The sequence below is a fragment of the Rhizobium sp. BK313 genome (assembly GCF_014193655.1).
In the GTDB taxonomy this organism is placed as follows: Bacteria; Pseudomonadota; Alphaproteobacteria; order Rhizobiales; family Rhizobiaceae; genus Rhizobium.
In genome coordinates, this window is record NZ_JACHZQ010000001.1 from 1 (window position 1) to 22,488 (window position 22,488).

The window sequence follows — 22,488 nt, forward strand, 5'->3', positions numbered from 1 at the left end:
GCCCGCCAGAGCTGCGGTGCTGAGGGCGGCGATCTCGTCGGTGGAGAAGGTGGCGATGTCGGCAGTGGAGAGGGCGCCAACTTCGGTTGCCGTCAGGGCACCGATCTGCGAGCTCGTCAGAGCGGCGACCTGATCGGTGGAGAGGGCGGCGATCTGCGTCGACTTCAGCGCGGCGACCTGGGCGGTCTTCAAGACACCGATCTGATCGGTGGAGAGAGCCGTAACATCGGCGGTGGAGAGAACCGCAACCTGTTTCGTAGTTAAAGCGCCAAACTGCGTGGTCGTAAATGCGGCGATCTGATCGGTGGAGAGGGCCGCAACGTCGGTTGTCGAGAGCGCGGCGACCTGCTCCGTGGAGAGACCCCCTAACTGGGCCGTGGAAAGAACCGCCAGCTGGTCCAAGTTCAAGCCGAGAATGGCGGTCGCCGAAACGGCGCTCATCTGCTCGGAGGTGAAGGTCGAGATATCCCCCGTCTCGAAAGCGGAGATCTGCGTTGAGCTCAGCGCCTTGATCTGGGCGGTGCTCAGCGCCGCCACGTCATCCGTGGTCAGCTGTTTAATCGTTGTGGTGGCAAGAGCCTTAATCTGATTGATGCTCAGAGAAGAAATAACTGAAGTCATGGACGCGCGCCCCTTGAGTTAGCTGACTGCCAATATCATTCCCCTGCCGTCGGCCGCGCGAGAAGACCAGCAAAGCCTTTTTACGGCGCACTTAGGCGCACGCTTGCTGGCAGCGTTACCCGCTTAATCGGACACCAATATCGGTGTCGACAATTCGGGCGTCCTGTCGGAAGAAAATGAAATTACACGGAACATGGCTCGGACGAGCCGGCGCGTTGGAAGGGCATCATGCTTCCAGAGCCATGCAACGGCCCTGATCCCTACGCCAGTGGATGCGAACGTCTCGCCTTGCAACCCCGTTTCGCCCAGATCTGTCATCAACACATCGGCGAATCGCGTTCTTCAGCAGAACTCTCGCGACCAAGAAAACTTTTATTCTTTTGCTTTTAATTTTGAATTAACGGCTCGCCGCCCTCCGCTTTTTCCCTGCAACAGCTGCAGTCCAATACTTGCTCGCATTATTTTGCAAAAGCTGACAGGCGTGCGGGTTTCCGACGTGCGGGGCGCGTTACTGTGCATCTCACTCTTTTAATGCCGCGATGCCCTCTGATCGCTCGCGATCGAGAAGCCCGCAGTCATGGTGTCGAGAGATGATAGTAAAAGGTCTTGCCCGCAGGGAGGTGTTCGGAACGAGGCTATATGCTGGGCGCAGAAAGCTGCATTGAAGCTGTCCCCTTTTACAAGGGTCGAAACATCGTCCTGACTGAGAAGCATCGATCAGCCAACGGGTTTCCTATTCGGTGGCCGAGATCGCGCTCTATCGACCAGCGAAGTGAGCAGCAGGCGCGAACGCACACCTCGGCGATGAACGTGATGCCAGGGTCGATTCACCGAACGGATCGGCGTCGACCTTGGCCTGGCCTAAGCGGAGGGACGGCGATTATGGATGCCTGTAACGCGGACCACAACCTGCTGGTGATTGGGGTAAACGGCGATATACTCATACTGGAGACCGGCACTTTCTACGAACTCCTTGAACGCTTTGAATTCGTGCATCTCCCAGCCGGGATAGTTGAAATACTCGTCAAACACGATGATCGTCCCCGGCACGAACCGTTCGCGGAGCTGCGTCAAAACTGTTTGCGTCGAACTGTAGAGGTCGCAATCGATGTGTACGAGACACACCGGGCCAGGATGAGCGTCCAGGAACTGCGGCAAGGTCCTGTCGAACCATCCGACAACCAGTTCTACGTTGGACGCGACTTGGGGAAGATCCTTGCGGCCAAAGGCACCTTTGTCATACCCCTCGCGCCAGTTTTCCGGAAGCCCCTCGAAGCTGTCAAACCCGTAGACAGGACCCGATCTGCCCTGCGCGATGCGATTGATCGATCGGCCCGAGAAGACGCCGAATTCCAGCGCGAGCCCCTCAACGCTGGCGCAAGAAACGGCGTAGTCAATCAGTTCCACCGCGGTGTTGAGACGTTTTGCCCCGATCATGCGGGAATAAAGGTACTGTGAGGATGATACCGCGGCGGAAAGACGCGCGATTGTATCAAGGTTGAATGCGTCTCCTCGAGGATTCCCCAATATCTGCTCGACGATAACGGCCAGAAACTGCACAAATTGCGGGCTGTCTAGTGGTGGGACATTCATGTGTTGATGGCCTTCCGTGGCGCTGGCTAAAGCTTTTCTCCTCGATACACGTAGGGAGAGAAGCTTACCCGGAGCGTACGTCGATGAGGACCAGCAGCGACGATAAAGCGGCCTTCTGGCATCATGCACTTATCAGGGCATTTGCCTCGCGACAGGCGGCGACGAAGGCCACGCGGGTTTCATTTGCAGTCGTATAGCCTTCAAAGCAATCAATGCAGGCGCGCAAGGCCGCCTCATAGGCGTTTCCGCGGCGTATCGGCCAATCCACGGTCAAGCAATCTGTCGCCTCGGCTGCCGTCCGGATGATGCGGATATTTCTCGGCAGGCGCACGACGACAGGCTTTCTCCAGGCGGTTTGAAACATCGCGCTCCTCGTTTTGGCATTTCAAAACGGTATTGCGGCAGTTTCGTTCCAAGCATTGTTCCGGGTAGTGGCATGAAGTCGCAGCGCGGAGAGGGTTCGGTGGTGCAGCCGATCTTATTCTACCATCGTGGTTTCGATCGGTACGCCGGCTTCTTTGGCTGCGGCGACAAAGCTGTTGCGCGCGTCCAGCGGCTGCCTGATCCCGATTTCGACATCCGCACATATCTGCAAGGCCATCATGAACGCCTTGCCCTCAGCAACCGGCCATGCATTCAGCAGCATGTCCAACGCCTCTTTCGTGGTGCCAACGGTATAGATTTTTCCCGTTCGGTTGCAAATGACCATCACCGGGAAATTCCAATGTCTATTACTCATCGTTGCAAGCTCCGACCCTACGCCATGCAGGTTAACGCTAGGGGAGGCAAAGGCACAAGCAAATTTCGAGACGCCGTCGGATGCGCGTTTGGGAAGCGGGGGTTGTTGTTGAAATGGCTTGGAGAGTAGCGTGAATGCCGGGCTTAGAGCACGGGTTCGGTTCGAACTCCGTAACCACGCAAAAACATGTCGACCGCCTGCTCCGCCGCATCCCGAATCTCCTCCTCCTTCGGCGTTCCACCCAACAATGTGGTCATCTGCAGGTCGGCGTTGATCAGCGCGGTGAATTGGCGGGCGGCGAGGTCGCAGTCAGGGATGTGGAGGAGGCCCTGATGGTGGAGGCGGGCGAAGATGGCGCCTAGCGCCATACCGATCTTGCAGGGGCCATGTTCGCGCCAGGCTTCGAACAGGTGCGGATAGCGGGGACCTTCCGACTGGACGAGCTTGCGCAGGAATTTTCCGTCCTGGTTGTAGAGGCAGTTGCGGTTGAGATCGACGGCGAAGGCGATCAGGTCCTCTCGAAGGTTTTCTGGCTTGTCGGGGAAGGCGGCCAGAGCGGCGAACAGGGCGGTATTGGCGCGCGCCGTCACGTCGGCGACAACAGCAATGAACAATGTCTCTTTTTCGCGGTAGTGATTGTAGATGGTCTGGCGGGAGACGCAGGCTTCCTCTGCGATTTCGTCAATGCTTGCGCCGGAAAATCCCTCACGGCAAAAGACCTCCGCCGCAGCGTCGAGGATGGGAACACGCTTCAGGCATTGGGCGGGTCTTATTGTCTTTGCCTGCGAGGCGGCGGCGTTTCGGCTTTTCATGGAATGAAGATAATCCGCATTGACGGTTTGGACAATAGTGTCTATTTTTACATTCATGTCCAAAATGGTGGACGTGAATGTTAAGCGTATTTCGGGGCCCGCGCTTTCCTCCCAAGACCGTGTGGCGTTCCTATAACGCAATCCAAGAATCCGTCGGCATTCCGTCGATTTTCGGGTGGTTTGTTCGTCGAAGAGAAGGCAGTTGAGCCCTTGTTGGGCCTCGATTGCCTGGTGCAGCACATTGTTTTCAACGTCTCCCGTGGGAGATGCCGCGTGAGGGCAATTCGGCTTTCGCGCTCAAGATTTTCTGAAAGATCATCATCATGACGACGTCTTTCCTTCGCAATGCGATCATCCTTGGCCTGCTTTCGGCCATCGGTCCCTTCGCGATCGACATGTATCTCCCCGCTTTGCCGTCGATTGGCAAGGATCTCGCGGCTGAGAACAGTGTCGTTCAACTTAGCTTATTGTTCTTCTTCATTCCCTTCGCCGTCTTTCAGCTGCTCTATGGGCCGCTTTCGGACATGTGGGGCCGCAAGGCGCCGCTATATCTCGGCATCGGCCTGTTTGCGGTGGCCAGCATCGGCGCCGCCACGGCAAGCAATATCGAGACGCTGATCGCTTTTCGCTTTCTGCAGGGCATCGGCGGAGCGGCCGGCATGGTGGTGCCGCGCGCGATCGTGCGCGACATGCATACCGGTATACAGGCGGCACGGCTGATGTCGTTGCTGATGCTCGTCTTCAGCATTTCGCCGATTCTCGCGCCGCTGACGGGGAGCGCTGTCATCGTGTTCTATGGCTGGCGGGGTGTTTTCTGGGCGGTGACGATTGCGGCGGTCATCGGGCTGATCCTCTTGTCGACACAGCTCGAGGAAACTCGGACGAAGGCGGACCGCTCGGAAAGCGGCCTGCGCAGCGCGATGGCGGCTTATCGCCTGCTGCTCGGCGATCGCAATTTCCTGACGCTGACCTTCATCGGCGGTCTCGGCATCTCGGGCTTTCTGGTCTATCTCGCCAATTCGCCTTTCGTGCTGATCGATCACTACGGTCTTACGCCGATGCAATACAGCTTCGCCTTCTCGATCAATGCCGTCTCCTTCTTCGCGGTGTCGCAGCTGACCGGCTGGCTCGGTGAGCGTTTCGGCCTGGTGCGGGTGATGCGCGTCGCCGTTACCGCCTTCGCCACCACCATGGCGGCGCTGGTGGTGGTCATGAGCCTTGGTTTCAGCCAGTTGCCGGTGATGGTCGTGTTCCTGTTCGTCGGTTATGGTTTTCTCGGCCTGGTCATCCCGACGACGGCCGTACTGGCCTTGGAAGATCATGGAGAGATCGCCGGTACGGCCTCGGCCCTGATGGGCACGCTGCAGTTCGTCACTGCCGCCATAGCCATGGTCGTTGCCGGCCTGTTCTTCGATGGTACTGCCCTGCCTATGGCCGCCGGCATTGCGCTCTGCGCTGTCGCCGCGTTCCTGCTGACACAGGCGACCATTGCCCGCCGGCCGGTCGCGGAAGTGGCCGCGGAATAGGGCTGTTTTTCATGCAGGAATGGGGAAGGCCGGAGCATTGCTCCGGCCTTTTCGATTCAGGTGTCTGCAAGTGTCTCTTGCGGAGAGGGGCAAGATCATCAAAGACTTGGGATGCGACGGAAGGAGATAGGCGGATGGGTAGTTTCGCGGGGATTTTGGAGCGGGCGGAAAAGCGCAAGGGTGGGGCGGAGGCGCTGAAGGCGCTCATGCCAAAAGCGCCGGATCACCGTGCCTTGCGCGCCATGCCGGACGATCGGCTACTGTCGGAAATGACGCGCTATGTCTTCTATGCCGGTTTCGTGCGCAATGTCATCGATTCCAAATGGCCGGGTTTCGAAGCAGCTTTCTCCGGTTTCGACCCGGCATTCCTCAACCTCGCGCCCGATGATTATTGGCATGATCTGACCTCCGATGCGCGTGTCGTGCGCAACGGCGCCAAGATCATGTCGGTGCGAGCCAATGCACAGTTCGTTCGCCAGCTTGCCGATGAGCGTGGCAGTGCCGGCCGCTTCTTCGCCGATTGGCCGGTGGAGGATCATATCGGTCTGCTGGCTGTCCTCGATAAACGCGGCAACCGGCTCGGCGGCATGAGCGGCCAATATATCCTGCGTGCCATCGGCCGCGACAGTTTCGTTATGAGCCACGACGTGCTCGTCTGCCTGCGCCTCTCCGGTCTGCCGATCTCGGAGGCGAAGCCGACCAAGAAGGATCTCAAGCTGATCCAGGACCAATTCAATGCCTGGGGCACTGAGACGGGCTTGCCACAAACCTATCTCTCGCGCATCTGCGCCTTCTCTGTGGGCATGCCGGGGGAAGAGGAAGAGCTCTGATTGATTTGACTGGTCGAATGATATTGGATCGTCCTCGGGAATAGAGAGGAGACTATCATGTCGACCGACAACAGGCCTTTGGCCATCAGCGCGCCGGAGCCGCGCTCGCTTGAGCTTATCTTCAGCAAGGATGCGCTGTCGCTCCTCCATTCGAAATACCGGATCGTCGAGGCGGACCCGGAGAATATTGCTGGGCTTGGCGACGACGTGCTCGGCGAGGCGCGCTATATCATCGGCCAGCCGCCGCTGTCGAAGGAGACGCTCGACCGTATGCCGCGCCTGCGCTGCATCCTGAATGTCGAAAGCAATCTCATCAATAACATGCCCTATGACGTGCTGTTCGAGCGCGGCATTCATGTCGTCACCACCGGACAAGTGTTCGCCGAGCCGGTGGCGGAGATCGGGCTCGGGTTTGCGTTGAGCCTGGCACGCGGCATCGTCGATGCCGATCTCGATTTTCGGGAGGGCAGGGAGCTTTGGGGCGGTGACGGCAATGCCAAGGCGCGGCTGATCGCGGGGAGCGATATCGGTATCGTCGGTTTCGGTGATCTCGGCAAGGCACTGAACCGTGTGTTGTCGGGCTTTCGCGCGACGATCAGGGTGTTCGATCCCTGGATGCCGCCTTCGATCCTTAGGGAACACGGTGTCCAACCGGCTGGTCTCGACGAGGTGCTGTCGGGCAGCGATTTCATTTTTGTCGTCGCCTCCGTCACCAGCGAAAACAGGGGTTTTCTCGGCGCCGAGGCTTTTGCGCGCATGCGCAAGGGGGCGGCCTTCATCCTGCTTAGCCGCGCCGATGTCGTGGATTTCGAAGCGCTGATGGCCGCGGTTGCCTCCGGCCATATCGTCGCGGCGAGCGATGTCTATCCGGAGGAACCACTTGGCAAGGATCATCCGGTGCGCGGCCTCAAGGGTTTCATCCGCTCGGCTCACCGTGCCGGTGCCCTCGACAGTGCCTTCAAGAAAATGGGCGACATGGTGCTGGAAGATATGGACCTGATGGACCGTGGGCTGCCGCCGATGCGCTGCAAGCGGGCGGAGCGCGAAACGGTGTCGCGGATGCGTTCAAAGCCGGTCACGCGCAATTGACGGCGGTCTGGTCGATTCCGCTCTGTTGTCTCGACGGGACGGAGTCGGTTGATACAGTTTCTTCCAGGGCGCGGCCTCAGTGCAAACGCCGAGGCCGCTTTTTTGATTTGAAAGGATAATTCCATGCGAGAGCACCTTCTTGACGAAGATGCCATCATGCAGATCTGCTTTGTCACCGATGACGTACAGAAATCCGCGAGGTGGTTTTCCGATCTCGTCGGAAAGCCGGTACCGCCGGAAGGCAAAGCCGCCGACCCCGACGAGGCACAGGCAATTTATAACGGCAAGCCGGCCAGCGTGGGCTGCCGCATGATCATCTTCAAATTCGGCAATATCGATGTCGAATTCATCCAGCCCGGCCCGGAGAAAAGCGCCTGGCGCGATCTTCTGGAACAGAAAGGACCCGGCTGCCACCACATTGCCTTCAAGACCCGCAACCTTACCGAGCGCAATCGTTATCTGGAGGACAAGGGTCACGGGTTGCTGCAACGCGGCGAGTTCACAGGTGGCCGCTATGCCTACTACGACACCGTCCCGCAGCTGGGAGTCATGCTGGAGCTTTTGGAGTTCGACAATGACAAGGAGCCACAAACGACGGTCGTCTGAGGACGGTCAGGCGGTGGGTCACAGTCTGCTCAGGCGCATAGGTTTCTGACCAGTATTCGTCCGTGGTGAAAACCGCGGACGAAATGTTTTATCGATTGTAAAATATATAGAAATCATGGAGGTAATAGCCGTGTACTCTAGGGATTGAGGACTGTGCGATGAAGCCGATGCAGATCTATGCCTTCGACATGAACTGCGTCGGGCATATAAATCATGGTCTCTGGACGCATCCGCGCGACACGTCGCTGAGTTATACCGATCTCGACTATTGGGTCGATTTCGCGCTCACTGCGGAGCGCGGCAAACTGGACGGCATTTTCCTCGCCGATATTGTCGGCGTCTATGATGTTTACAAGGGCAGCCCCGAGACCTCGATCCGGACAGGCGCGCAGATACCGGTCAACGATCCGATCATTCCGTTGTCGGCTATGGCCTATGTAACCAAACATCTGGGCTTCGGCGTCACCGTCAATACGACTTACGAGCCACCCTTTCTGTTCGCGCGGCGCATGTCGACACTCGATCATCTGACCAAGGGCCGCATCGGCTGGAATATCGTCACCGGCTATCTCGATAGCGCGGCCCGCAGCATGGGCATGGAGCGCCAGCCGGATCACGATGCCCGTTATGACGCTGCCGAAGAGTACCTGGAGGTCGTCTACAAACTCTGGGAGGGAAGCTGGGACGACGATGCGGTCAGACGCGACAAGATGGGCGGTCTGTTTGCCGATCCCTCCAAGGTGCGCGCCGTCCGGCATGAAGGCAGCCATTATCGGATGGACGGTATTCACCTGAGCGAACCGTCGCCACAACGGACACCGTTGCTGTTTCAGGCCGGTGCTTCGGCGCGTGGGCAGGATTTTGCCGCGCGGCATGCCGAATGCGTCTTCATCGCCAGCCCCACGCCGCAGGGCGCGAAGCCGATGACGGACGCGCTCCGGCAGCGGGCCGTCGATTTCGGCCGGCGGGCCGACGATCTCAGTATCCTCAATCTCATCACCGTGGTCGTTGGCCGGACGGAGATGGAAGCCGAGGACAGACTGGAGGATTATCGCCGCCATGCCAGCGTCGAGGCGTCGCTTGCACATTATTCCAGCTCGATTGGCATCGATCTTTCCAAGTTCGGGATGGACGAACCGATCGAACAGAAGACCACGAATGCGCAGCAGGCTGCGCTTGCCGCGGTAACTGGTAAGAGCAGCGGCAAACCGGCGATGACGCCGCGCCAGATCATCGACCAGATGGTGCTCGGCAGCCGGCAGAAGCCGATGGTCGGCTCGCCGGAGCAGATCGCCGATCGCTTGCAGGTTTGGGTGGAGAAGGGCGGCATCGACGGCTTCAACTTGGCCCGGACGGTCGCGCCGGAAAGCCTGCGCGATTTCATCGATCTCGTCGTTCCCGTGTTACAGGAGCGCGGGCTATTCAAGGCCGATTATGCCGAAGGGACGTTGCGGGAAAAGTTGTTTGGCCGAGGCGATGGGCGGCTGCCCGAAAGCCATCCGGCAGCCGCGTTCCGTCATCGGATTTGACCGACCAGTTCAGCGATGATCGAGCTTCGCGACGAAGCGGTCGCCGAGCCATTGCATACCGCAGACGAGGATGATCAGCACGATGACGACGGCGATCATCACGCCGGTTTCAAAGCGCTGATAGCCGTAACGGATCGCTAGGTCGCCGAGGCCGCCGCCGCCGATGGTGCCGGCCATAGCCGAGGCGCCGATCAGGGTCACCAGCGTCACCGTAAAACCGGCGACGATACCGGGCAGTGCCTCCGGCACCAGCACTTCGCGAATGATTGTCCAGCGATTGCCGCCCATGGCGCGTACGGCGTCGATCAGGCCGCGATCGACTTCGCGCAGCGAGACTTCGGCGATACGAGCATAATAGGGGATCGCCGCGATGGTGAGCGGTACGATCGCCGCGGTCGTGCCGAGCGCGGTGCCGACGATCAGTCGCGTCAGCGGGATCAATGCGATCAACAGGATGATGAAAGGCACCGCGCGAAAGCCGTTGACCAGCGCCGCGAGGACACGATTGACGGTGAGTTGCTCAGCGATGCCGTCGCGACCGGTAATGACCAGGGCGAGGCCGAGTGGCAGGCCGATGACCAGCGAGATCAGGCCGGATGCGCCGGTCATCCAAATCGTCTCCCAGAAGGAGCGCCAGAGCAGGCCAAGGATGATGTCAGTTGTCATAGCCTAAAACCTCCACCCGGGCGGACCGGGCCGTCAGAAAATCAGTCACCTGCGCCGGCAGTTTCATATCGCGTGTCGGCACGGCGATGAAGAAACGGGCGACGGGCTGGTTTTGAATATGATCGATGCCGCCATGCACCAGGCGGAAGGAATGCGGCAGCGCCGCGGAAAGCTCGGCGAAAAGCGCGCCCTGCGCGGCCGGGCCGGCGAGATCGACGCTCAGAATCGCCTCGATCCCCGGCGTCTGCGACAGGCGTTCGGCGATATGTTCGGGGAGTTGCGGGCGAATGGTGCTGAGCAGGCTTGCGGTGATTTCGGTCTGCGGATTGGCGAAGATCTGCCAGACCGGGCCTTCCTCGACGATGCGACCGGCATCGATGACGGCCACACGGTCGGCAATCGAGCGCACCACTTCCATCTCATGGGTGATGAGCAGGATGGTCAGGCCGAGCTTGCGGTTGATATCCTTCAGCAGCGCTAGGATCGATCGCGTCGTCTCGGGATCGAGGGCGGAGGTCGCTTCGTCGGAAAGGAGGAGGGCTGGGCGGGCTGCTAGCGCTCGGGCGATGCCGACGCGTTGCTTCTGCCCGCCTGAGAGGGCCGAAGGATAGGCTTTTGCCTTTTCGGCTAGACCGACGAGTTCGAGCAATTCGCGGGCGCGCGCCAGGCGTTCGGCCTTGGCGACGCCTTCGATCTTCAGCGGCAATGCGACATTGTCTTCGACGGTCTTGGCCGAAAGCAGATTGAAATGCTGGAAGATCATGCCGATGCGGCGGCGCAGCGGCTGCAGTTCGTTTTCCGACAAGCCGGCGATATCGCGTCCTTCGATATGGATCTCACCGCTATCGGCCCGCTCCAGCCCGTTCAGGCAGCGGATCAGGGTCGATTTGCCAGCGCCGCTGCGGCCGATGATGCCGACGATTTCGCCGCGGCGGGCCGTCAGCGAAATACCGTCGAGCGCCGGGGTGGTCCCGAACCGGCGGCGAACATCGACGAGGCGGACGATCTCGTCACTCTCCGACGCGCCGGGCGGGGCATGTCCTTTGATGGCAGTGGCGGAAACGAAGGAATTCATGTCAATCTTCTCTCGGCTTTACGGCGTCGGGCGTTGATCTCCTGGAAACACCGAAGGCGGCCCGAGCAAAAATGCCCCGGCCGCCCTGGTGCTCAGCGCTGCCCCCGGCGCTGAATTGGTGTTAGTAGGCGCTGAGGCCCGTGCCCTTATAGACCTTGTCGAACTCGGCCTTGACCGTGTCATTCTGGTAGGAAGCCACCAGGGTCTTCACCCAGGACTCGTTCTCGCTGCCCTGCTTGACCGCGATAAAGTTGCGGTAGGGATTGCCGTCGATCGGCTCCTGCGCAATACGGTCCTTCGGCGAGAGGCCACTTTTCAGCGCCCAATCCGTGTTGACGACGGCAGCATCGAGATCGTCGATCGAGCGACCGACGATGCCGGCATCGAGTTCCTTGATTTCGACATTCTTCGGGTTCTCGACGATGTCGGCGGTGGTGGCGAGAATGCCGGTGCCGTCCTTGAGCTTGATGACGCCCTCATTCTGCAGCACACGCAAGGCGCGGCCTTCGTTGGACGGGTCGTTCGGCACGCCGATGACCGCGCCCTTCGGCAGGTCGGCCACCGTCTTGTATTTCTTGGTATAAAGGCCGATCGGCCAGACGCCGGTATAGCCGACACGGACGATGTGATAGCCGTGCTGCTTGATCTGGTTGTCGAGATAGGGCTGGTGCTGGAAGGCGTTGGCGTCGACTTCGCCGCGATCCAGCGCTTCGTTCGGCTGGGTATAGTCGTTGAAGACGACGGTCTCGATCTTCAGGCCCTTCTTGGCGGCTTCCGTGGTGACCACGCGCCAGACGTCTTCGTCTTCGCCGCTCATGATGCCAACCTTGATCGTCTTGTCCGCAGCAAACGAGGGGGCGGCTGCCGTCAAGCCGAAGACGGCGACAGCGGAGGCGATGAGGACTGCAAGGCCGGTCCGGCGCGGGAAGCGCAGCGCAGCGAGACCTTCAGAAGACTTTTTCGTCATGGGAAATCCTGTTCCATGTGATTGAGACGCCATTGTCTCGTTGACGGCGTGGATCATCTCAGACGGTTGTGGGTCGCGCGAAGCAGGATCATTTGTTGTGCGCCGCACTTCTGAAAAACTCTTTTTGGTGCGCGGCCGATCGGGAACTAATATTCTATAGACATAGTCGATTTTTGTGCATCGGAGATTCCGAGTGCATCGAAATTGTGCAAATCAGCGATGGATCGGGTCTTTCCAGAGCACTTCTTCCGGCTTTTCCACTGGTTCGATGTCGAGGTTGACGACAACGGGCTCTTGTCCGGAGCGGACCAGCACGCATTCCAACGTTTCGTCGCGGCTGGCGTTGATCTCCTGATGCGGCACGAAGGGCGGCACGAAGATGAAGTCGCCGGGGCCGGCTTCGGCGACGAATTCCAGGTTCTCGCCCCAGCGCATCCGCGCTTTCCCCTTGACGACATAGATGATGCTTTCGAGATCGCCGTGATGGTGGGCGCCGGTCTTCGCGTTGGCGTGAATCGTCACCGTTCCGGCCCAGATTTTCTCAGCACCCGCGCGGGCGTGATTGATCGCAGTGGCCCGGTTCATGCCCGGTGTCTGCGCAGTGTTCGGATCGAGCGCATTGCCAGGGATGATCTTGACGCCGTGCTCGCGCCAGTCGACCGGCTCGTGGTGTTCGTCGTGATCGTGTCCATGATCGTTGCTCATGGCTGTCCTTTCACTGCCGAGGAAGGGATTCGCATCACTTCCAGAAATAGGGTGTTACATCAGCCTACGGCGAAACCATTCAAAAATATAGGGAATTGCAGAAAATTTCAAAAGAGGCTTTTCAAGACGAGATTAATCTATAGACTCGATCAAGTTAGTTGACCGGCGGGAACATTCCGTGTTCGTCCCGCGTTGCGCCGGTCGCGAATAAACGATTTGCCGTGCCATTGTCCGATCAAATACGTTCGGGGCGCGCCAGATCCAGAAGCAGCGCGTCGGCCTCAGCCAGAGGCCGGATAATTTTTCAGATTATGCGCCGGACTTCCACTTGAAAGGAGACAGACATGAGCAATGCCTTGCCGCCCCTTCATGAGGGTCATGCCCCCATTACTTTGCAACAGCTCTTCAGGGAAGCGCTCTATGCTTTCGAGGAATGGGACACAGAAGTCACTGAACCGATCGTGACGTTCGAAGGGAAGATCCTTCCCGTCAGAGTTGTTTTCGAAGCCATGCGTGAATGCACTGACATCGTACCTAACAATATCGTCTCTGCTGTTACCGAACGGCTGACAAAACCTTGGGAAGGCGAAGGTCCTCTCGACACGATGACCTTTTCGACCGCAGCCCGAGTGATGGGTGTTCTCGTTCGCAAACGTCTTCTGGTCGTCAACAACGGTGTCGATGTCGCCGCCGTTGTTGCGGAGACACAGGCGACGGAAAAGTCGGACCGCTAAAGCAGTGCATGATTTATCAAAGAACCCGCCGGCTTGTGCCGGCGGGTTCTTTTTATGCGATATCAGCGACGGCTGACGTCGAATTCCGGATCGACGGGGATCTGCATCGCCGTCACCAGATGGTTCGTTTGTCCGGCAAGGCCGATGACGGCCAGCAACTCGCCATGTTGTGCGTCAGTCATGCCTTTTGCCCGGGCGGCAGCGGTATGGGAATGGATACAATAGGTGCAGCCGTTGGCCGTGGATACGGCGATATAGATCATTTCGCGCACCAGCGGATCGAGCGCGCCATCGGCCATCATGACCGCCTTCAGCCCCTCCCAGGTGCGCTTCAAGAGCGCTGGGTCATTGGCCAGACCCCGCCAGAAATTGTTGACGAAATCGGATTTTCTGACGGCGCGGATGTCATCGAATACGGCCTTGACCGCCGGGATGGCCTCGACCTCCGCATCATCTAGCAATTTGACTGTCGTCATCTCAAAGTCTCCTTTCAGCAATCCGAATTGGCGTGAAAGCTATAGCGCATTTTCGCGAGGTCTTCGCCGGATGGAAGCTGCCCACGTCACCTCTTTTTGTTTGCAAAAATCATCCATATGTGAAAATACTATTTACATAAGAAAAGTCGGTCGCGGGACGCGGGGAGTTTGGCAGACGGAAACGTCGGCCGAAGCGGAGATGTGCGGCCTGCCGGATTGATGCTAGGGAAGCGGAAATAATCATGGTGGTGGAAAAGGAATTGCCGCTGGCCGGCCTGGTGGTCGTGGATATGAGCCAGTTCCTGTCCGGGCCCTATTGCACTCTGAGATTGATGGATCTCGGCGCCAGGGTCATCAAGATCGAGCGGCCGGAGGGCGGCGATCTCTCGCGGCGGCTTTATCTAAGCGATAGCGAGAGCGGCGATTCGACCATTTTCCACGCGATCAACCGTTCGAAGGAAAGCCTGGCTATCGACTTGAAGAGCGAGCGCGACATGCGGGCGCTACGCAAGCTGATCTCCAAGGCCGATGTCTTAGTACAGAATTTCCGGCCGGGAGTGATCGAGCGGTTAGGGCTGGATTTTGAGGCTGCTCGGGAGATCAATCCGCGGCTCGTCTATTGCTCGATCAGCGGCTACGGCGACGAGGGTCCCTGGGTGTCGCGACCCGGGCAGGATTTGTTGGCGCAATCGCGCTCCGGCGTCATGTGGCTGAACGGCGATGAAGGGCAGGGGCCAGTGCCGTTCGGCCTGGCGATCGGCGATATGCTGGCGGGCGCGGCAGCAGTTCAGGGCATTCTAGCGGCTCTGGTGCGCCGCGGTGTCACCGGCAAAGGGGGGCTGGTGGAGACCAGCCTGTTGGAGGCGCTGGTCGATCTGCAGGTGGAGGTCCTGACCGTCCATATGAACAGCGGTAATAAACTGCCGCAGCGGTCCAGCTTTCGCAGTGCCCATGCTTACCTTTCCGCTCCCTACGGCGTCTATCCGGCCACCGACGGCTATCTCGCCATCGCCATGACGCCGATCTCGAAACTCGCCGACCTGCTCGGCATGGGTGAGCTCGCGCCCTACCGCGACGATCCGAAAGGCTGGTTTACGGCGCGAGACGAGATCAAGGCGCTGATCTCGGCGCGAATCGCCACCCGCACAGTGGATGAATGGCTGGCAATCCTGGAGCCGGCCGATATCTGGTGCGCCAAGGTGCTGAATTGGCCGGAACTGTTGCAGAGCGAGGGATTCGGCGTGCTCGACATGCTACAGACGGTCGGCCGCGACGACGGCATTTCCGTGCGTACCACGCGTTCGCCGGTTCGTATCGACGGGCAGCGGCCGAAATTCGAACGTGCGGCACCGCATGTCGGCGAGCATAATGCGGCGATCTGGGAAGAATTCGACCTCGGGTGATTGTCCGAGAGATCGCCCGACAGAATTAGAAGGAGTTTTCCCATGACGCGCATCACCAATCTCCGCGTATTCGACCTGCGCTTTCCGACCTCGCAGAGCTTGGACGGCTCCGACGCGATGAATCCGGACCCGGATTACTCCGCCGCCTATGTCATTCTGGACACCGACAAGCCAGGCCTAGAAGGCCATGGACTGACCTTTACGATCGGTCGCGGCAACGACATCTGCTGCATGGCGATCGAGGCGATGCGGCATCTGGTCGTCGGCACCGAGCTCGCGACCGTGCTGGAAAATCCCGGTAAATATTGGCGGCATCTGACCAGTGACAGCCAGTTGCGTTGGATCGGCCCGGAGAAGGGCGCGATGCATCTTGCCACCGGTGCCGTGGTCAACGCCGTCTGGGACCTGCTTGCCAAAGAGGCCGGCAAGCCGGTCTGGCGGCTGGTGGCCGAGATGGATGCGGAGCGCATCGCTGATATCGTCGATTATCGTTACCTGACCGACGTTCTGACTCGCGACGAGGCCGTCGCCATCCTGAAGAAGGCCGAGGCCGGCAAGGCGGAGCGTATCGCCGTCCTCGAGCGCGAGGGCTATGCCTGCTACACGACCTCGGCCGGTTGGCTCGGCTATGACGATGCCAAGCTGCGTCGCCTGTGCCAGGAGGCGATCGACGCCGGTTTCAACCATGTGAAAATGAAGGTCGGGCGCGATCTCGAGGACGATATCCGTCGTCTCACCATCGCCCGCGAGGTGATCGGTCCCGATCGCTACCTGATGATCGACGCCAACCAGGTGTGGGAAGTCGGCCAGGCGATCGACTGGGTGCAGAAGCTTGCCTTTGCAAAGCCCTTCTTCATCGAGGAGCCCACCAGCCCCGACGATGTCGCCGGCCATCGCAAGATCCGCCAGGCAATCGGGCCGGTAAAGGTCGCGACCGGCGAGATGTGCCAGAACCGCATCATGTTCAAGCAGTTCATCGCCGAAGGGGCGATCGACATCGTGCAAATCGATTCCTGCCGCATGGGCGGGCTGAACGAAGTCTTGGCCGTGCTGCTCGTCGCCGCGAAATACGGACTGCCTGTCTGGCCTCATGCCGGCGGCGTCGGGCTCTGCGAATATGTGCAGCACCTGTCGATGATCGACTATGTCGCCGTCTCCGGCACCAAGGATGGTCGGGTGATCGAATATGTCGATCACCTGCACGAACATTTCAAAGACCCGTGTATCATCCGCGACGCCGCCTACATGCCGCCGAAGCTGCCGGGTTTCTCGATCGAGATCAAGCCCGAGTCGATCGCTGCCTATACGTTCAAGGGGTGATCCATCACCCCATGAGGAGGAGAAGCAAAGGCCCGCCGAGCGGCGGGCTTTTGTTGTTTTGAGCGGGCAATCGCGGATCAATGCAGAATTGGTTCAAGAATTTGTTCGCCCCGTTGTAGGGTGCTGCATTACCGAAAATTGGCCCACGGCTATTTTCTATGCCGATTGGTCAATTAACGCGCAAATTGTGAGCTGCTCGGACTCCAATTGGATCATCGGCTTAGCGGCAGCCTGCCCATATTTTCAGCGTGGCCGTTGCCGGTGGCACAATCATTGATCAAATTTTCCAAAATAATCTTCCATTTCATGTGGTTAGATGACCGTCGAATGTCCCTTGACAGCCGCGAGAGCCTGGACTGTTATAGCCACCTATAACAAATTCAAAAGATTGACGGGATTTCGAGACAACCGACGGAACGGGCTCAGACACGAGGCCGGGCCGCCCAAAAGTTGCGTTTGAATGAGGCCGTGGCAATGGCGATCCAATCAGGAATTGGTTCACGAGCGGTCAGCAGCGCGATGGACCGTTTGAAACCAGGAGATTGAGAATGAGATTGATATTCGCACTTCCGCTGATGGCGATGCTATTGGCGGGTACGAGCACCTTAGCCAACGAAATGAAGATCGGCCTCCAGGACGATTTGGACGGGCTTGATCCGGTAAAATCGCGCACCTTCGTGGGGGAGGTGGTTTTCAAATCGCTTTGTGACAGTCTTGTCGACGTGGGGCAGGACCTGCAGGCCAAGCCGGAACTCGCCAGCAAATGGTCGTGGAACAGCGACATGACCGAGCTGACCATGACCCTTTTCCCGAACTTGACCTTTCATGACGGCTCGCCGATCAATGCGCAGGCGGTCAAGGCCAATCTCGATCGTGCGATCACCCAGCCGGACAGCATGCGCAAGAGTGAGCTGCAGTCGATTGACAGCGTGTCGGTGATCGACGATCTCAATTTCAAGATCAAGCTGAAGCGACCGGACCCGACGTTGCTGCCGCAGCTTTCCAATCGCGCCGGCATGATGGTGGCGCCGGCCCATTTCGATACGGCGGTGACCGCGCCAGTCTGCTCCGGGCCGTACAAGTTTGTCTCGCGCCAGCAGAACTACAGCATCTCGCTGGAAAAATTTCAGAATTATCGTGACGCCGCCGACTATCATTTCGACAAGGTGACGTTCATGATCATGCCGGATACGACCGTGCGCCTCGCCAATCTGCGTTCCGGCGGCCTCGACATGCTGGAGCGTTTGGCTCCGTCGGATATCCCTTCCGTCAAGTCCGATGCCAACCTCCAGCTCGCCGCGATCACCAGCGTCGGCTATCAGGGCCTCACCATCAATGTCGGCAATGGCTCAGGCGGCAAGAGCCCGCTCGGCAAGGATAAGCGTGTTCGCCAGGCTCTGCAGCTTGCCATTGACAAGGATGCCATCAATCAGGTCGTCGGTGCGGGCACCTTCGAGCCGGCCCAGCAGCCGTTCACCAGCGTCAGCCCTTTCCACAACACGGCGATCAAAGTCAGCGAGCATAATGTCGAGAAGGCCAAGGCACTCCTCGCCGAAGCTGGAACGCCGAAGGTTTCCTTCGAGATGATCTATGCCAATTCGACGACGAGCGACCAGATCGCCCAGATGATCCAGGCCATGGGCGCGGAAGCTGGCTTCGACATCAAGCTGCATGCCGTCGAATTCACCACGATGTTGACACAGGCTCAGAGCGGCGATTTCGACACCGTGTTGACTGGCTGGTCGGGACGCTACGATCCGGATGGCAATATCCATCAGTTTCTGGCCTGCAAGGACAGCCTCAACTATGCCGGCTATTGCAACAGCCAAGTCACGGGCGACCTGGACAAGGCCAAGGTCGAAGGCAATTTCGATGCCCGCAAGAAGCTCTATGACGACGCCCAGAACATCATTCAAGACGACCTGCCGATCATCTATCTCTATCATCAGCCCTGGCCCTTCGTTCTCTCCAAGAAGATCCACGGCTTCCAGCCGTTGCCGACGGGCCTCATCAGCCTCAAGGGCGTGACCAAGGACGACTAGGACATATCTCATGGATCATCATCTGCCTGCTTCTTCAGCAAACTGCGCTTGGGGTTATTTCGACCCCAAGCGTCCGCCGGCTCTGACGGTGGATAGCGGCGACACGGTCGTCATCGACACGGTATCCGGCGGGCCGGACGTGTTGCCGAAGGGTGAATTTTTCATCCCACCCGAGCTGCTGGACGTCCACAAGAACTCCATTCAGGAAATGCCCGGCCACATCCTCACCGGACCCGTGGCGATCCGTGGCGCCAAGCCTGGCCAGGTTTTGGAGGTACGCATCAAGGATGTGAAGCTTCGCCAGAACTGGGGCTACAATGCCATCCGTCCGCTGGCCGGTACTTTGCCCTACGACTTCGAGACGGCGCGCCTGCTGAATATCCCGCTCGACGTCGAGGCCAATGTCGCGCATCTGCCCTGGGGTTTGAAGCTGCCCCTGGCGCCGTTCTTCGGTGTCATGGGCGTCGCACCGCCACCGAATTGGGGCCGCATCTCCTCGATCATGCCGCGCGCCCATGCCGGCAATATCGACAATAAGGAACTGGTTGCCGGCACGACGCTCTATCTGCCGATCTTCAACGAAGGTGCTCTGTTTTCCTGCGGCGACGGCCACGGAGCGCAGGGTGATGGTGAGGTCTGCATCACGGCGATCGAAACGGCGCTGCGTGGTACCTTCCAGTTCATTGTCCGCGATGACCTCAGCTTTACCTATCCGCGCGCTGAAACACCCACCCACTACATCACCATGGGCATGGATCCGGACCTCGATCAATGCTCGATCATGGCGCTGCGCGACATGATCGTGCTGCTCGGCGAGAAGGCTGGGCTGTCGCGGGAAGATGCCTATACGCTTTGCAGCCTCGCCGGCGACCTGCACGTCACGCAGACAGTCAACGGCAACAAGGGTGTGCACATGATGATGGCGAAGAGCCTGTTGCAGCAAGCTTGATTGCCGGCGTTGAAGCGCTCAGTTCGAGCGCTTCAACCATGCCTGGATGATCGGCACGTCAGCGTCGGTCAGTTCGTGGCCATGGGGGATCGTTTGCAGGTTCACCGTCGCGCCGTCGGCACGGAGACGCTCGGCAAGTGGTTGCGCGTAGGGTCCATATTCGTCCTTCGCGCCGGCGATGATCAGGACATCTGCATCCGACATGTCCACCGGCGGTGGATCGGTGAGGACGGCCATGGAGCGCAGTAGCACGGCACGGCGGATCAGATGCGGATGTAGCGACAGCATGGCATTGATCAGGTTCGCGCCGTTCGAATAGCCAATATAGACGATGCGTTCGGGGTCGAGACCGTAGGCATGCGTCGCGCCGTCGATGAAAGCGGCAAAGGCTTCGGCTTCGCTGGCGATATCGGCCTGATCGAAGGTAAATGGGGTGATGCGGCGATACCAGCGTGGCGCGCCTTCCTCGAGTGCCCGGCCGCGCACGCCGAGCAGCGTCGCCTGCGCGTCTATCTTGTGGGCGATCGGCATCAGCGTCGTTTCGCTGGCGCCGGAGCCATGCAGCAAAATGAAGACAGTACCGTCCGGCTCCTGCGGCGTGAAGAAGCGATGCACGAACGGCAGGTCCCGATAAATGACGCGCGGCTCGCCGGGCATCGAGAACTGTGGCAGGATGACGCTAAGCTCCGCCAGGCGTTTCGGGTTGTCGTCGGGTGCGAACAGGCGTGTGCCGAGAGTCGCCTCGTCTTCGTCGACCAGCATGCCCGGCGCATCGGTCGCGAGCTCGAACAGGATGCGGCCAGGCTCGCGGACATAGAGTGAGCGGAAATATTTGCGGTCATGCATCGCTGTCGGCCAGGAATTGACCGCTTGCAGCGCCGTGCGCACCGATTGCAGCTCGGCATCGTCAGAGGCGCGAAACGCCACATGATCGACCGTGCCGGTTCCCGGTGCGCTCGCCCAGAAACCCCGCGCATCGCGGATGTCGATGATATCGCCGGGCTCGGAGACAAGGCGGCTGATCGCACCGTTGATCGCCTGCGGCTGGTAGTCGAAATGCTTCACGAGAAGATTTTGCGTCTCTTCGGGCGTCTCGCTGAACAGCGTTGCGCCGCGAATGCGCCGGATGGCGTGTTCAAGCGGGATTTTCTCGCTTGCCCAGGGTGCGGCCGATTGTAGATCCTTGGCGCCGACCAGTTTGACGATGACACCATCCGGGTCTTTCAATCGCAGCACCGGTTCGCCGAATTCGTCCGAAGGGCCTTCCGGTTTCAGTCCTGCACTTAAGGCACGCGTCAGCCAGAAGCCGATGCTCATGGGATCGATGGAAAGCGAGATCTCGCCGACCTGGCCGATGCCGGGACGACCGGGGGAACCGTCTTCCCATACGAGGAAAGTCACCAGCGAGCCCGGAGACCCCGTTGCATCGCCGTATAGGAGATGCAATTGCGTTGCGTCCTCGAAGCCGCCGGTGCGTTTGACCAGCCGTAGGCCAAGAAAGCCTGCATAGAAATCGACATTCGCCTGCACCTTACGTGTGATCAGCGTGATGTGGTGAATGCCGGCGACCATGTGATGCTCCAGGATGGATTGCGCAGTTGGTCGCTATCTAGGGCAGAAGCCGCGCTCAATTCAATGCGTCGTCCATGGAGGCTGTGTTCACGAAAAGCGCAACGTCAACCGCCGAAGCATGTCATAGATCGGATGGGGCTTTGCCTATTCCGATACTTTGGCGGTCTTTCGCTTGGCCTTGGCCTTTGGCTCCGGTACCGGCTGCAGCGCCTCTTTCTCAAGGCGAAGCTCCCGCAGGCGCGCCGTTTTGCGCTCGCGGATCGTCTGTTCGCTGGCGAGGATTTCCTTGACGGTGGAGTCGAGCTGGCTGGCCTTGACCAACGATGCCTGCTTCTTGGATCCGAACAGGTTGTCTTTGTTAGGTGGCGCCATCTTGGCCTCCATGGTTCGTGTCGGCGTTGGCGTTGCTTGTGGACTTTGGGCGGATGATCATCCGCGCCCACAACGCGGGAAGTCCCATCCTGTATCGGATGGCATTCGTATTGGCGATATAATTCTGTCGCTTTCCAAGAAATCCGGCGGAATTTTCGCGCAGAAATCCGGGAGATAAAAAGAAAAATGCCGACAAACCCTACATAGGATAGCGCAAAAATCCCGGAAATAGCGGGAGAAACACTATCGGATTTTGATCGTCAATAAGTGATTATTTTATGTCGCGCGGGCCATTTTGGGCGAAATATTTAGTCATTTTCGATATTTTACATGTTTTTCCTTGTGGCAAATTCAATCATCCGGTATAAGCCGTGCATCGATATTGCTGAATGAACTTTGCCTCGACGCACTCTGCGCGACACTGACGAACTTCCCTCTCAAAATCGGTCTACTGCACCCGGGCGGTTGCCTGGAATGCGATCTTTATATGAGTGATTGAAAGGTCATCGTTATGAGCACAGGTACTGTAAAGTGGTTCAATGCTGCCAAGGGTTTTGGTTTCATTCAGCCTGACGACGGCGCGACGGATGTTTTCGTGCACATTTCCGCGGTTGAACGCGCTGGAATGAGCAGCCTCCGTGACGGCCAGAAGATTTCCTACGAGCTTGTCAAGGACAAGCGTTCGGGCAAGATGTCGGCTGACCAGCTTGAATCCATGTAAGGCATTTGCTTCCGGTCTTTGACCACGGATGTACTGGCATCGATCGTTGAGGCGATGAAGGAAGAGGTCGGGTTAGCCCGGCCTTTTTTGTATTTTGCTCCAGGCGAGCAGCAGTGAATCGAAGAGCGCCGGTCTTGAACC

Annotated in this window: 22 protein-coding genes and 1 pseudogene; 11 read left to right on the forward strand and 12 right to left on the reverse strand. The window is 59.0% G+C overall.

Annotation, left to right across the window (positions count from 1 at the left end; genetic code table 11):
- From FHT86_RS00005 to FHT86_RS00025, 5 genes and pseudogenes are all read right to left on the reverse strand, one after another.
- Positions 1 to 621 (reverse strand): annotated as a pseudogene (locus FHT86_RS00005) (hypothetical protein); the annotation flags it as partial.
- Positions 622 to 1,482: 861 nt separating this feature from the next.
- Positions 1,483 to 2,214: a TylF/MycF/NovP-related O-methyltransferase gene (locus FHT86_RS00010; protein WP_133704829.1), complete on the reverse strand. Its 732-nt coding sequence runs from the start codon at positions 2,212 to 2,214 to the stop codon at positions 1,483 to 1,485.
- 121 nt (positions 2,215 to 2,335) lie between these two features.
- Positions 2,336 to 2,578, reverse strand: a complete 243-nt coding sequence (locus tag FHT86_RS38725; protein WP_133704830.1) for a DUF982 domain-containing protein — start codon at positions 2,576 to 2,578, stop codon at positions 2,336 to 2,338.
- A gap of 114 nt (positions 2,579 to 2,692) precedes the next feature.
- Positions 2,693 to 2,953, reverse strand: a complete 261-nt coding sequence (locus FHT86_RS00020) for a DUF982 domain-containing protein (RefSeq protein WP_133704831.1) — start codon at positions 2,951 to 2,953, stop codon at positions 2,693 to 2,695.
- Positions 2,954 to 3,096: 143 nt separating this feature from the next.
- Positions 3,097 to 3,765 (reverse strand): TetR/AcrR family transcriptional regulator, encoded by a 669-nt coding sequence (locus FHT86_RS00025; protein WP_133704832.1) that lies wholly within the window; start codon positions 3,763 to 3,765, stop codon positions 3,097 to 3,099.
- Positions 3,766 to 4,088: 323 nt separating this feature from the next.
- Here FHT86_RS00025 and FHT86_RS00030 point away from each other — a divergent pair, with 323 nt between their 5' ends.
- From FHT86_RS00030 to FHT86_RS00050, 5 genes are all read left to right on the forward strand, one after another.
- Complete coding sequence (locus tag FHT86_RS00030; protein WP_133704833.1) at positions 4,089 to 5,291, forward strand: multidrug effflux MFS transporter; 1,203 nt, start codon at positions 4,089 to 4,091, stop codon at positions 5,289 to 5,291.
- A gap of 134 nt (positions 5,292 to 5,425) precedes the next feature.
- The gene (locus tag FHT86_RS00035) at positions 5,426 to 6,121 is read left to right on the forward strand and encodes a DNA-3-methyladenine glycosylase I (RefSeq protein WP_133704834.1); all 696 of its coding nucleotides are present in this window, start codon (positions 5,426 to 5,428) and stop codon (positions 6,119 to 6,121) included.
- Between the two features lie 57 nt (positions 6,122 to 6,178).
- Complete coding sequence (locus tag FHT86_RS00040) at positions 6,179 to 7,210, forward strand: hydroxyacid dehydrogenase (RefSeq protein WP_133704835.1); 1,032 nt, start codon at positions 6,179 to 6,181, stop codon at positions 7,208 to 7,210.
- Positions 7,211 to 7,333: 123 nt separating this feature from the next.
- The gene (locus FHT86_RS00045) at positions 7,334 to 7,816 is read left to right on the forward strand and encodes a VOC family protein (RefSeq protein WP_133704836.1); all 483 of its coding nucleotides are present in this window, start codon (positions 7,334 to 7,336) and stop codon (positions 7,814 to 7,816) included.
- A gap of 158 nt (positions 7,817 to 7,974) precedes the next feature.
- Positions 7,975 to 9,345, forward strand: coding sequence for an LLM class flavin-dependent oxidoreductase (locus FHT86_RS00050; protein ID WP_133704837.1), 1,371 nt, complete (start codon positions 7,975 to 7,977; stop codon positions 9,343 to 9,345).
- Between the two features lie 9 nt (positions 9,346 to 9,354).
- On the opposite strand, the gene FHT86_RS00055 is transcribed toward FHT86_RS00050, so the two are convergent.
- The 4 genes from FHT86_RS00055 to FHT86_RS00070 all read right to left on the reverse strand — a co-directional run bounded on the left by FHT86_RS00055 (position 9,355) and on the right by FHT86_RS00070 (position 12,758).
- On the reverse strand, positions 9,355 to 10,011 hold the full coding sequence (locus FHT86_RS00055; RefSeq protein ID WP_133704838.1) for a methionine ABC transporter permease: 657 nt from the start codon (positions 10,009 to 10,011) through the stop codon (positions 9,355 to 9,357).
- Complete coding sequence (locus tag FHT86_RS00060) at positions 10,001 to 11,086, reverse strand: methionine ABC transporter ATP-binding protein (RefSeq protein WP_133704839.1); 1,086 nt, start codon at positions 11,084 to 11,086, stop codon at positions 10,001 to 10,003. The genes FHT86_RS00055 and FHT86_RS00060 overlap by 11 nt, the downstream gene beginning before the upstream one ends.
- 121 nt (positions 11,087 to 11,207) lie before the next feature.
- Entirely contained in the window at positions 11,208 to 12,053 is an 846-nt protein-coding gene (locus tag FHT86_RS00065) for a MetQ/NlpA family lipoprotein (RefSeq protein WP_133704840.1), read from the reverse strand.
- A 213-nt stretch (positions 12,054 to 12,266) separates the two neighbouring features.
- Entirely contained in the window at positions 12,267 to 12,758 is a 492-nt protein-coding gene (locus FHT86_RS00070; protein WP_133704841.1) for a cupin domain-containing protein, read from the reverse strand.
- Between the two features lie 344 nt (positions 12,759 to 13,102).
- On the opposite strand from FHT86_RS00070, the gene FHT86_RS00075 reads away from it, so the two are divergent.
- Positions 13,103 to 13,492 (forward strand): hypothetical protein, encoded by a 390-nt coding sequence (locus FHT86_RS00075; RefSeq protein WP_133704842.1) that lies wholly within the window; start codon positions 13,103 to 13,105, stop codon positions 13,490 to 13,492.
- Positions 13,493 to 13,554: 62 nt separating this feature from the next.
- On the opposite strand, the gene FHT86_RS00080 is transcribed toward FHT86_RS00075, so the two are convergent.
- Positions 13,555 to 13,968, reverse strand: coding sequence for a carboxymuconolactone decarboxylase family protein (locus tag FHT86_RS00080; RefSeq protein WP_133704843.1), 414 nt, complete (start codon positions 13,966 to 13,968; stop codon positions 13,555 to 13,557).
- A gap of 242 nt (positions 13,969 to 14,210) precedes the next feature.
- Between FHT86_RS00080 and FHT86_RS00085 the strand changes: the two genes are divergently transcribed.
- From FHT86_RS00085 to FHT86_RS00100, 4 genes are all read left to right on the forward strand, one after another.
- Positions 14,211 to 15,371, forward strand: coding sequence for a CaiB/BaiF CoA-transferase family protein (locus FHT86_RS00085; RefSeq protein ID WP_133704844.1), 1,161 nt, complete (start codon positions 14,211 to 14,213; stop codon positions 15,369 to 15,371).
- A gap of 42 nt (positions 15,372 to 15,413) precedes the next feature.
- Positions 15,414 to 16,691 (forward strand): L-fuconate dehydratase, encoded by a 1,278-nt coding sequence (locus FHT86_RS00090; protein ID WP_133704845.1) that lies wholly within the window; start codon positions 15,414 to 15,416, stop codon positions 16,689 to 16,691.
- Positions 16,692 to 17,239: 548 nt separating this feature from the next.
- The gene (locus FHT86_RS00095) at positions 17,240 to 18,733 is read left to right on the forward strand and encodes an ABC transporter substrate-binding protein (protein ID WP_133704846.1); all 1,494 of its coding nucleotides are present in this window, start codon (positions 17,240 to 17,242) and stop codon (positions 18,731 to 18,733) included.
- Positions 18,734 to 18,743: 10 nt separating this feature from the next.
- Positions 18,744 to 19,682, forward strand: coding sequence for an acetamidase/formamidase family protein (locus FHT86_RS00100; protein WP_133704847.1), 939 nt, complete (start codon positions 18,744 to 18,746; stop codon positions 19,680 to 19,682).
- 18 nt (positions 19,683 to 19,700) lie between these two features.
- On the opposite strand, the gene FHT86_RS00105 is transcribed toward FHT86_RS00100, so the two are convergent.
- Entirely contained in the window at positions 19,701 to 21,254 is a 1,554-nt protein-coding gene (locus tag FHT86_RS00105; protein WP_133704848.1) for an alpha/beta fold hydrolase, read from the reverse strand.
- 144 nt (positions 21,255 to 21,398) lie between these two features.
- The gene (locus tag FHT86_RS00110; RefSeq protein ID WP_133704849.1) at positions 21,399 to 21,626 is read right to left on the reverse strand and encodes a hypothetical protein; all 228 of its coding nucleotides are present in this window, start codon (positions 21,624 to 21,626) and stop codon (positions 21,399 to 21,401) included.
- Positions 21,627 to 22,137: 511 nt separating this feature from the next.
- Between FHT86_RS00110 and FHT86_RS00115 the strand changes: the two genes are divergently transcribed.
- The gene (locus FHT86_RS00115) at positions 22,138 to 22,347 is read left to right on the forward strand and encodes a cold-shock protein (RefSeq protein WP_065696414.1); all 210 of its coding nucleotides are present in this window, start codon (positions 22,138 to 22,140) and stop codon (positions 22,345 to 22,347) included.
- Positions 22,348 to 22,488 lie beyond the last annotated feature (141 nt).

Excerpts from the sequence above, each read along its gene's own strand:
- FHT86_RS00010 (WP_133704829.1), bottom strand. The coding sequence starts at position 2,214 with ATGAATGTCCCACCACTAGACAGCCCGCAATTTGTGCAGTTTCTGGCC.
- FHT86_RS38725 (WP_133704830.1), bottom strand. The coding sequence starts at position 2,578 with ATGTTTCAAACCGCCTGGAGAAAGCCTGTCGTCGTGCGCCTGCCGAGA.
- FHT86_RS00020 (WP_133704831.1), bottom strand. The coding sequence starts at position 2,953 with ATGAGTAATAGACATTGGAATTTCCCGGTGATGGTCATTTGCAACCGA.
- FHT86_RS00025 (WP_133704832.1), bottom strand. The coding sequence starts at position 3,765 with ATGAAAAGCCGAAACGCCGCCGCCTCGCAGGCAAAGACAATAAGACCC.
- FHT86_RS00030 (WP_133704833.1), top strand. The coding sequence starts at position 4,089 with ATGACGACGTCTTTCCTTCGCAATGCGATCATCCTTGGCCTGCTTTCG.
- FHT86_RS00035 (WP_133704834.1), top strand. The coding sequence starts at position 5,426 with ATGGGTAGTTTCGCGGGGATTTTGGAGCGGGCGGAAAAGCGCAAGGGT.
- FHT86_RS00040 (WP_133704835.1), top strand. The coding sequence starts at position 6,179 with ATGTCGACCGACAACAGGCCTTTGGCCATCAGCGCGCCGGAGCCGCGC.
- FHT86_RS00045 (WP_133704836.1), top strand. The coding sequence starts at position 7,334 with ATGCGAGAGCACCTTCTTGACGAAGATGCCATCATGCAGATCTGCTTT.
- FHT86_RS00050 (WP_133704837.1), top strand. The coding sequence starts at position 7,975 with ATGAAGCCGATGCAGATCTATGCCTTCGACATGAACTGCGTCGGGCAT.
- FHT86_RS00055 (WP_133704838.1), bottom strand. The coding sequence starts at position 10,011 with ATGACAACTGACATCATCCTTGGCCTGCTCTGGCGCTCCTTCTGGGAG.
- FHT86_RS00060 (WP_133704839.1), bottom strand. The coding sequence starts at position 11,086 with ATGAATTCCTTCGTTTCCGCCACTGCCATCAAAGGACATGCCCCGCCC.
- FHT86_RS00065 (WP_133704840.1), bottom strand. The coding sequence starts at position 12,053 with ATGACGAAAAAGTCTTCTGAAGGTCTCGCTGCGCTGCGCTTCCCGCGC.
- FHT86_RS00070 (WP_133704841.1), bottom strand. The coding sequence starts at position 12,758 with ATGAGCAACGATCATGGACACGATCACGACGAACACCACGAGCCGGTC.
- FHT86_RS00075 (WP_133704842.1), top strand. The coding sequence starts at position 13,103 with ATGAGCAATGCCTTGCCGCCCCTTCATGAGGGTCATGCCCCCATTACT.
- FHT86_RS00080 (WP_133704843.1), bottom strand. The coding sequence starts at position 13,968 with ATGACGACAGTCAAATTGCTAGATGATGCGGAGGTCGAGGCCATCCCG.
- FHT86_RS00085 (WP_133704844.1), top strand. The coding sequence starts at position 14,211 with ATGGTGGTGGAAAAGGAATTGCCGCTGGCCGGCCTGGTGGTCGTGGAT.
- FHT86_RS00090 (WP_133704845.1), top strand. The coding sequence starts at position 15,414 with ATGACGCGCATCACCAATCTCCGCGTATTCGACCTGCGCTTTCCGACC.
- FHT86_RS00095 (WP_133704846.1), top strand. The coding sequence starts at position 17,240 with ATGAGATTGATATTCGCACTTCCGCTGATGGCGATGCTATTGGCGGGT.
- FHT86_RS00100 (WP_133704847.1), top strand. The coding sequence starts at position 18,744 with ATGGATCATCATCTGCCTGCTTCTTCAGCAAACTGCGCTTGGGGTTAT.
- FHT86_RS00105 (WP_133704848.1), bottom strand. The coding sequence starts at position 21,254 with ATGGTCGCCGGCATTCACCACATCACGCTGATCACACGTAAGGTGCAG.
- FHT86_RS00110 (WP_133704849.1), bottom strand. The coding sequence starts at position 21,626 with ATGGCGCCACCTAACAAAGACAACCTGTTCGGATCCAAGAAGCAGGCA.
- FHT86_RS00115 (WP_065696414.1), top strand. The coding sequence starts at position 22,138 with ATGAGCACAGGTACTGTAAAGTGGTTCAATGCTGCCAAGGGTTTTGGT.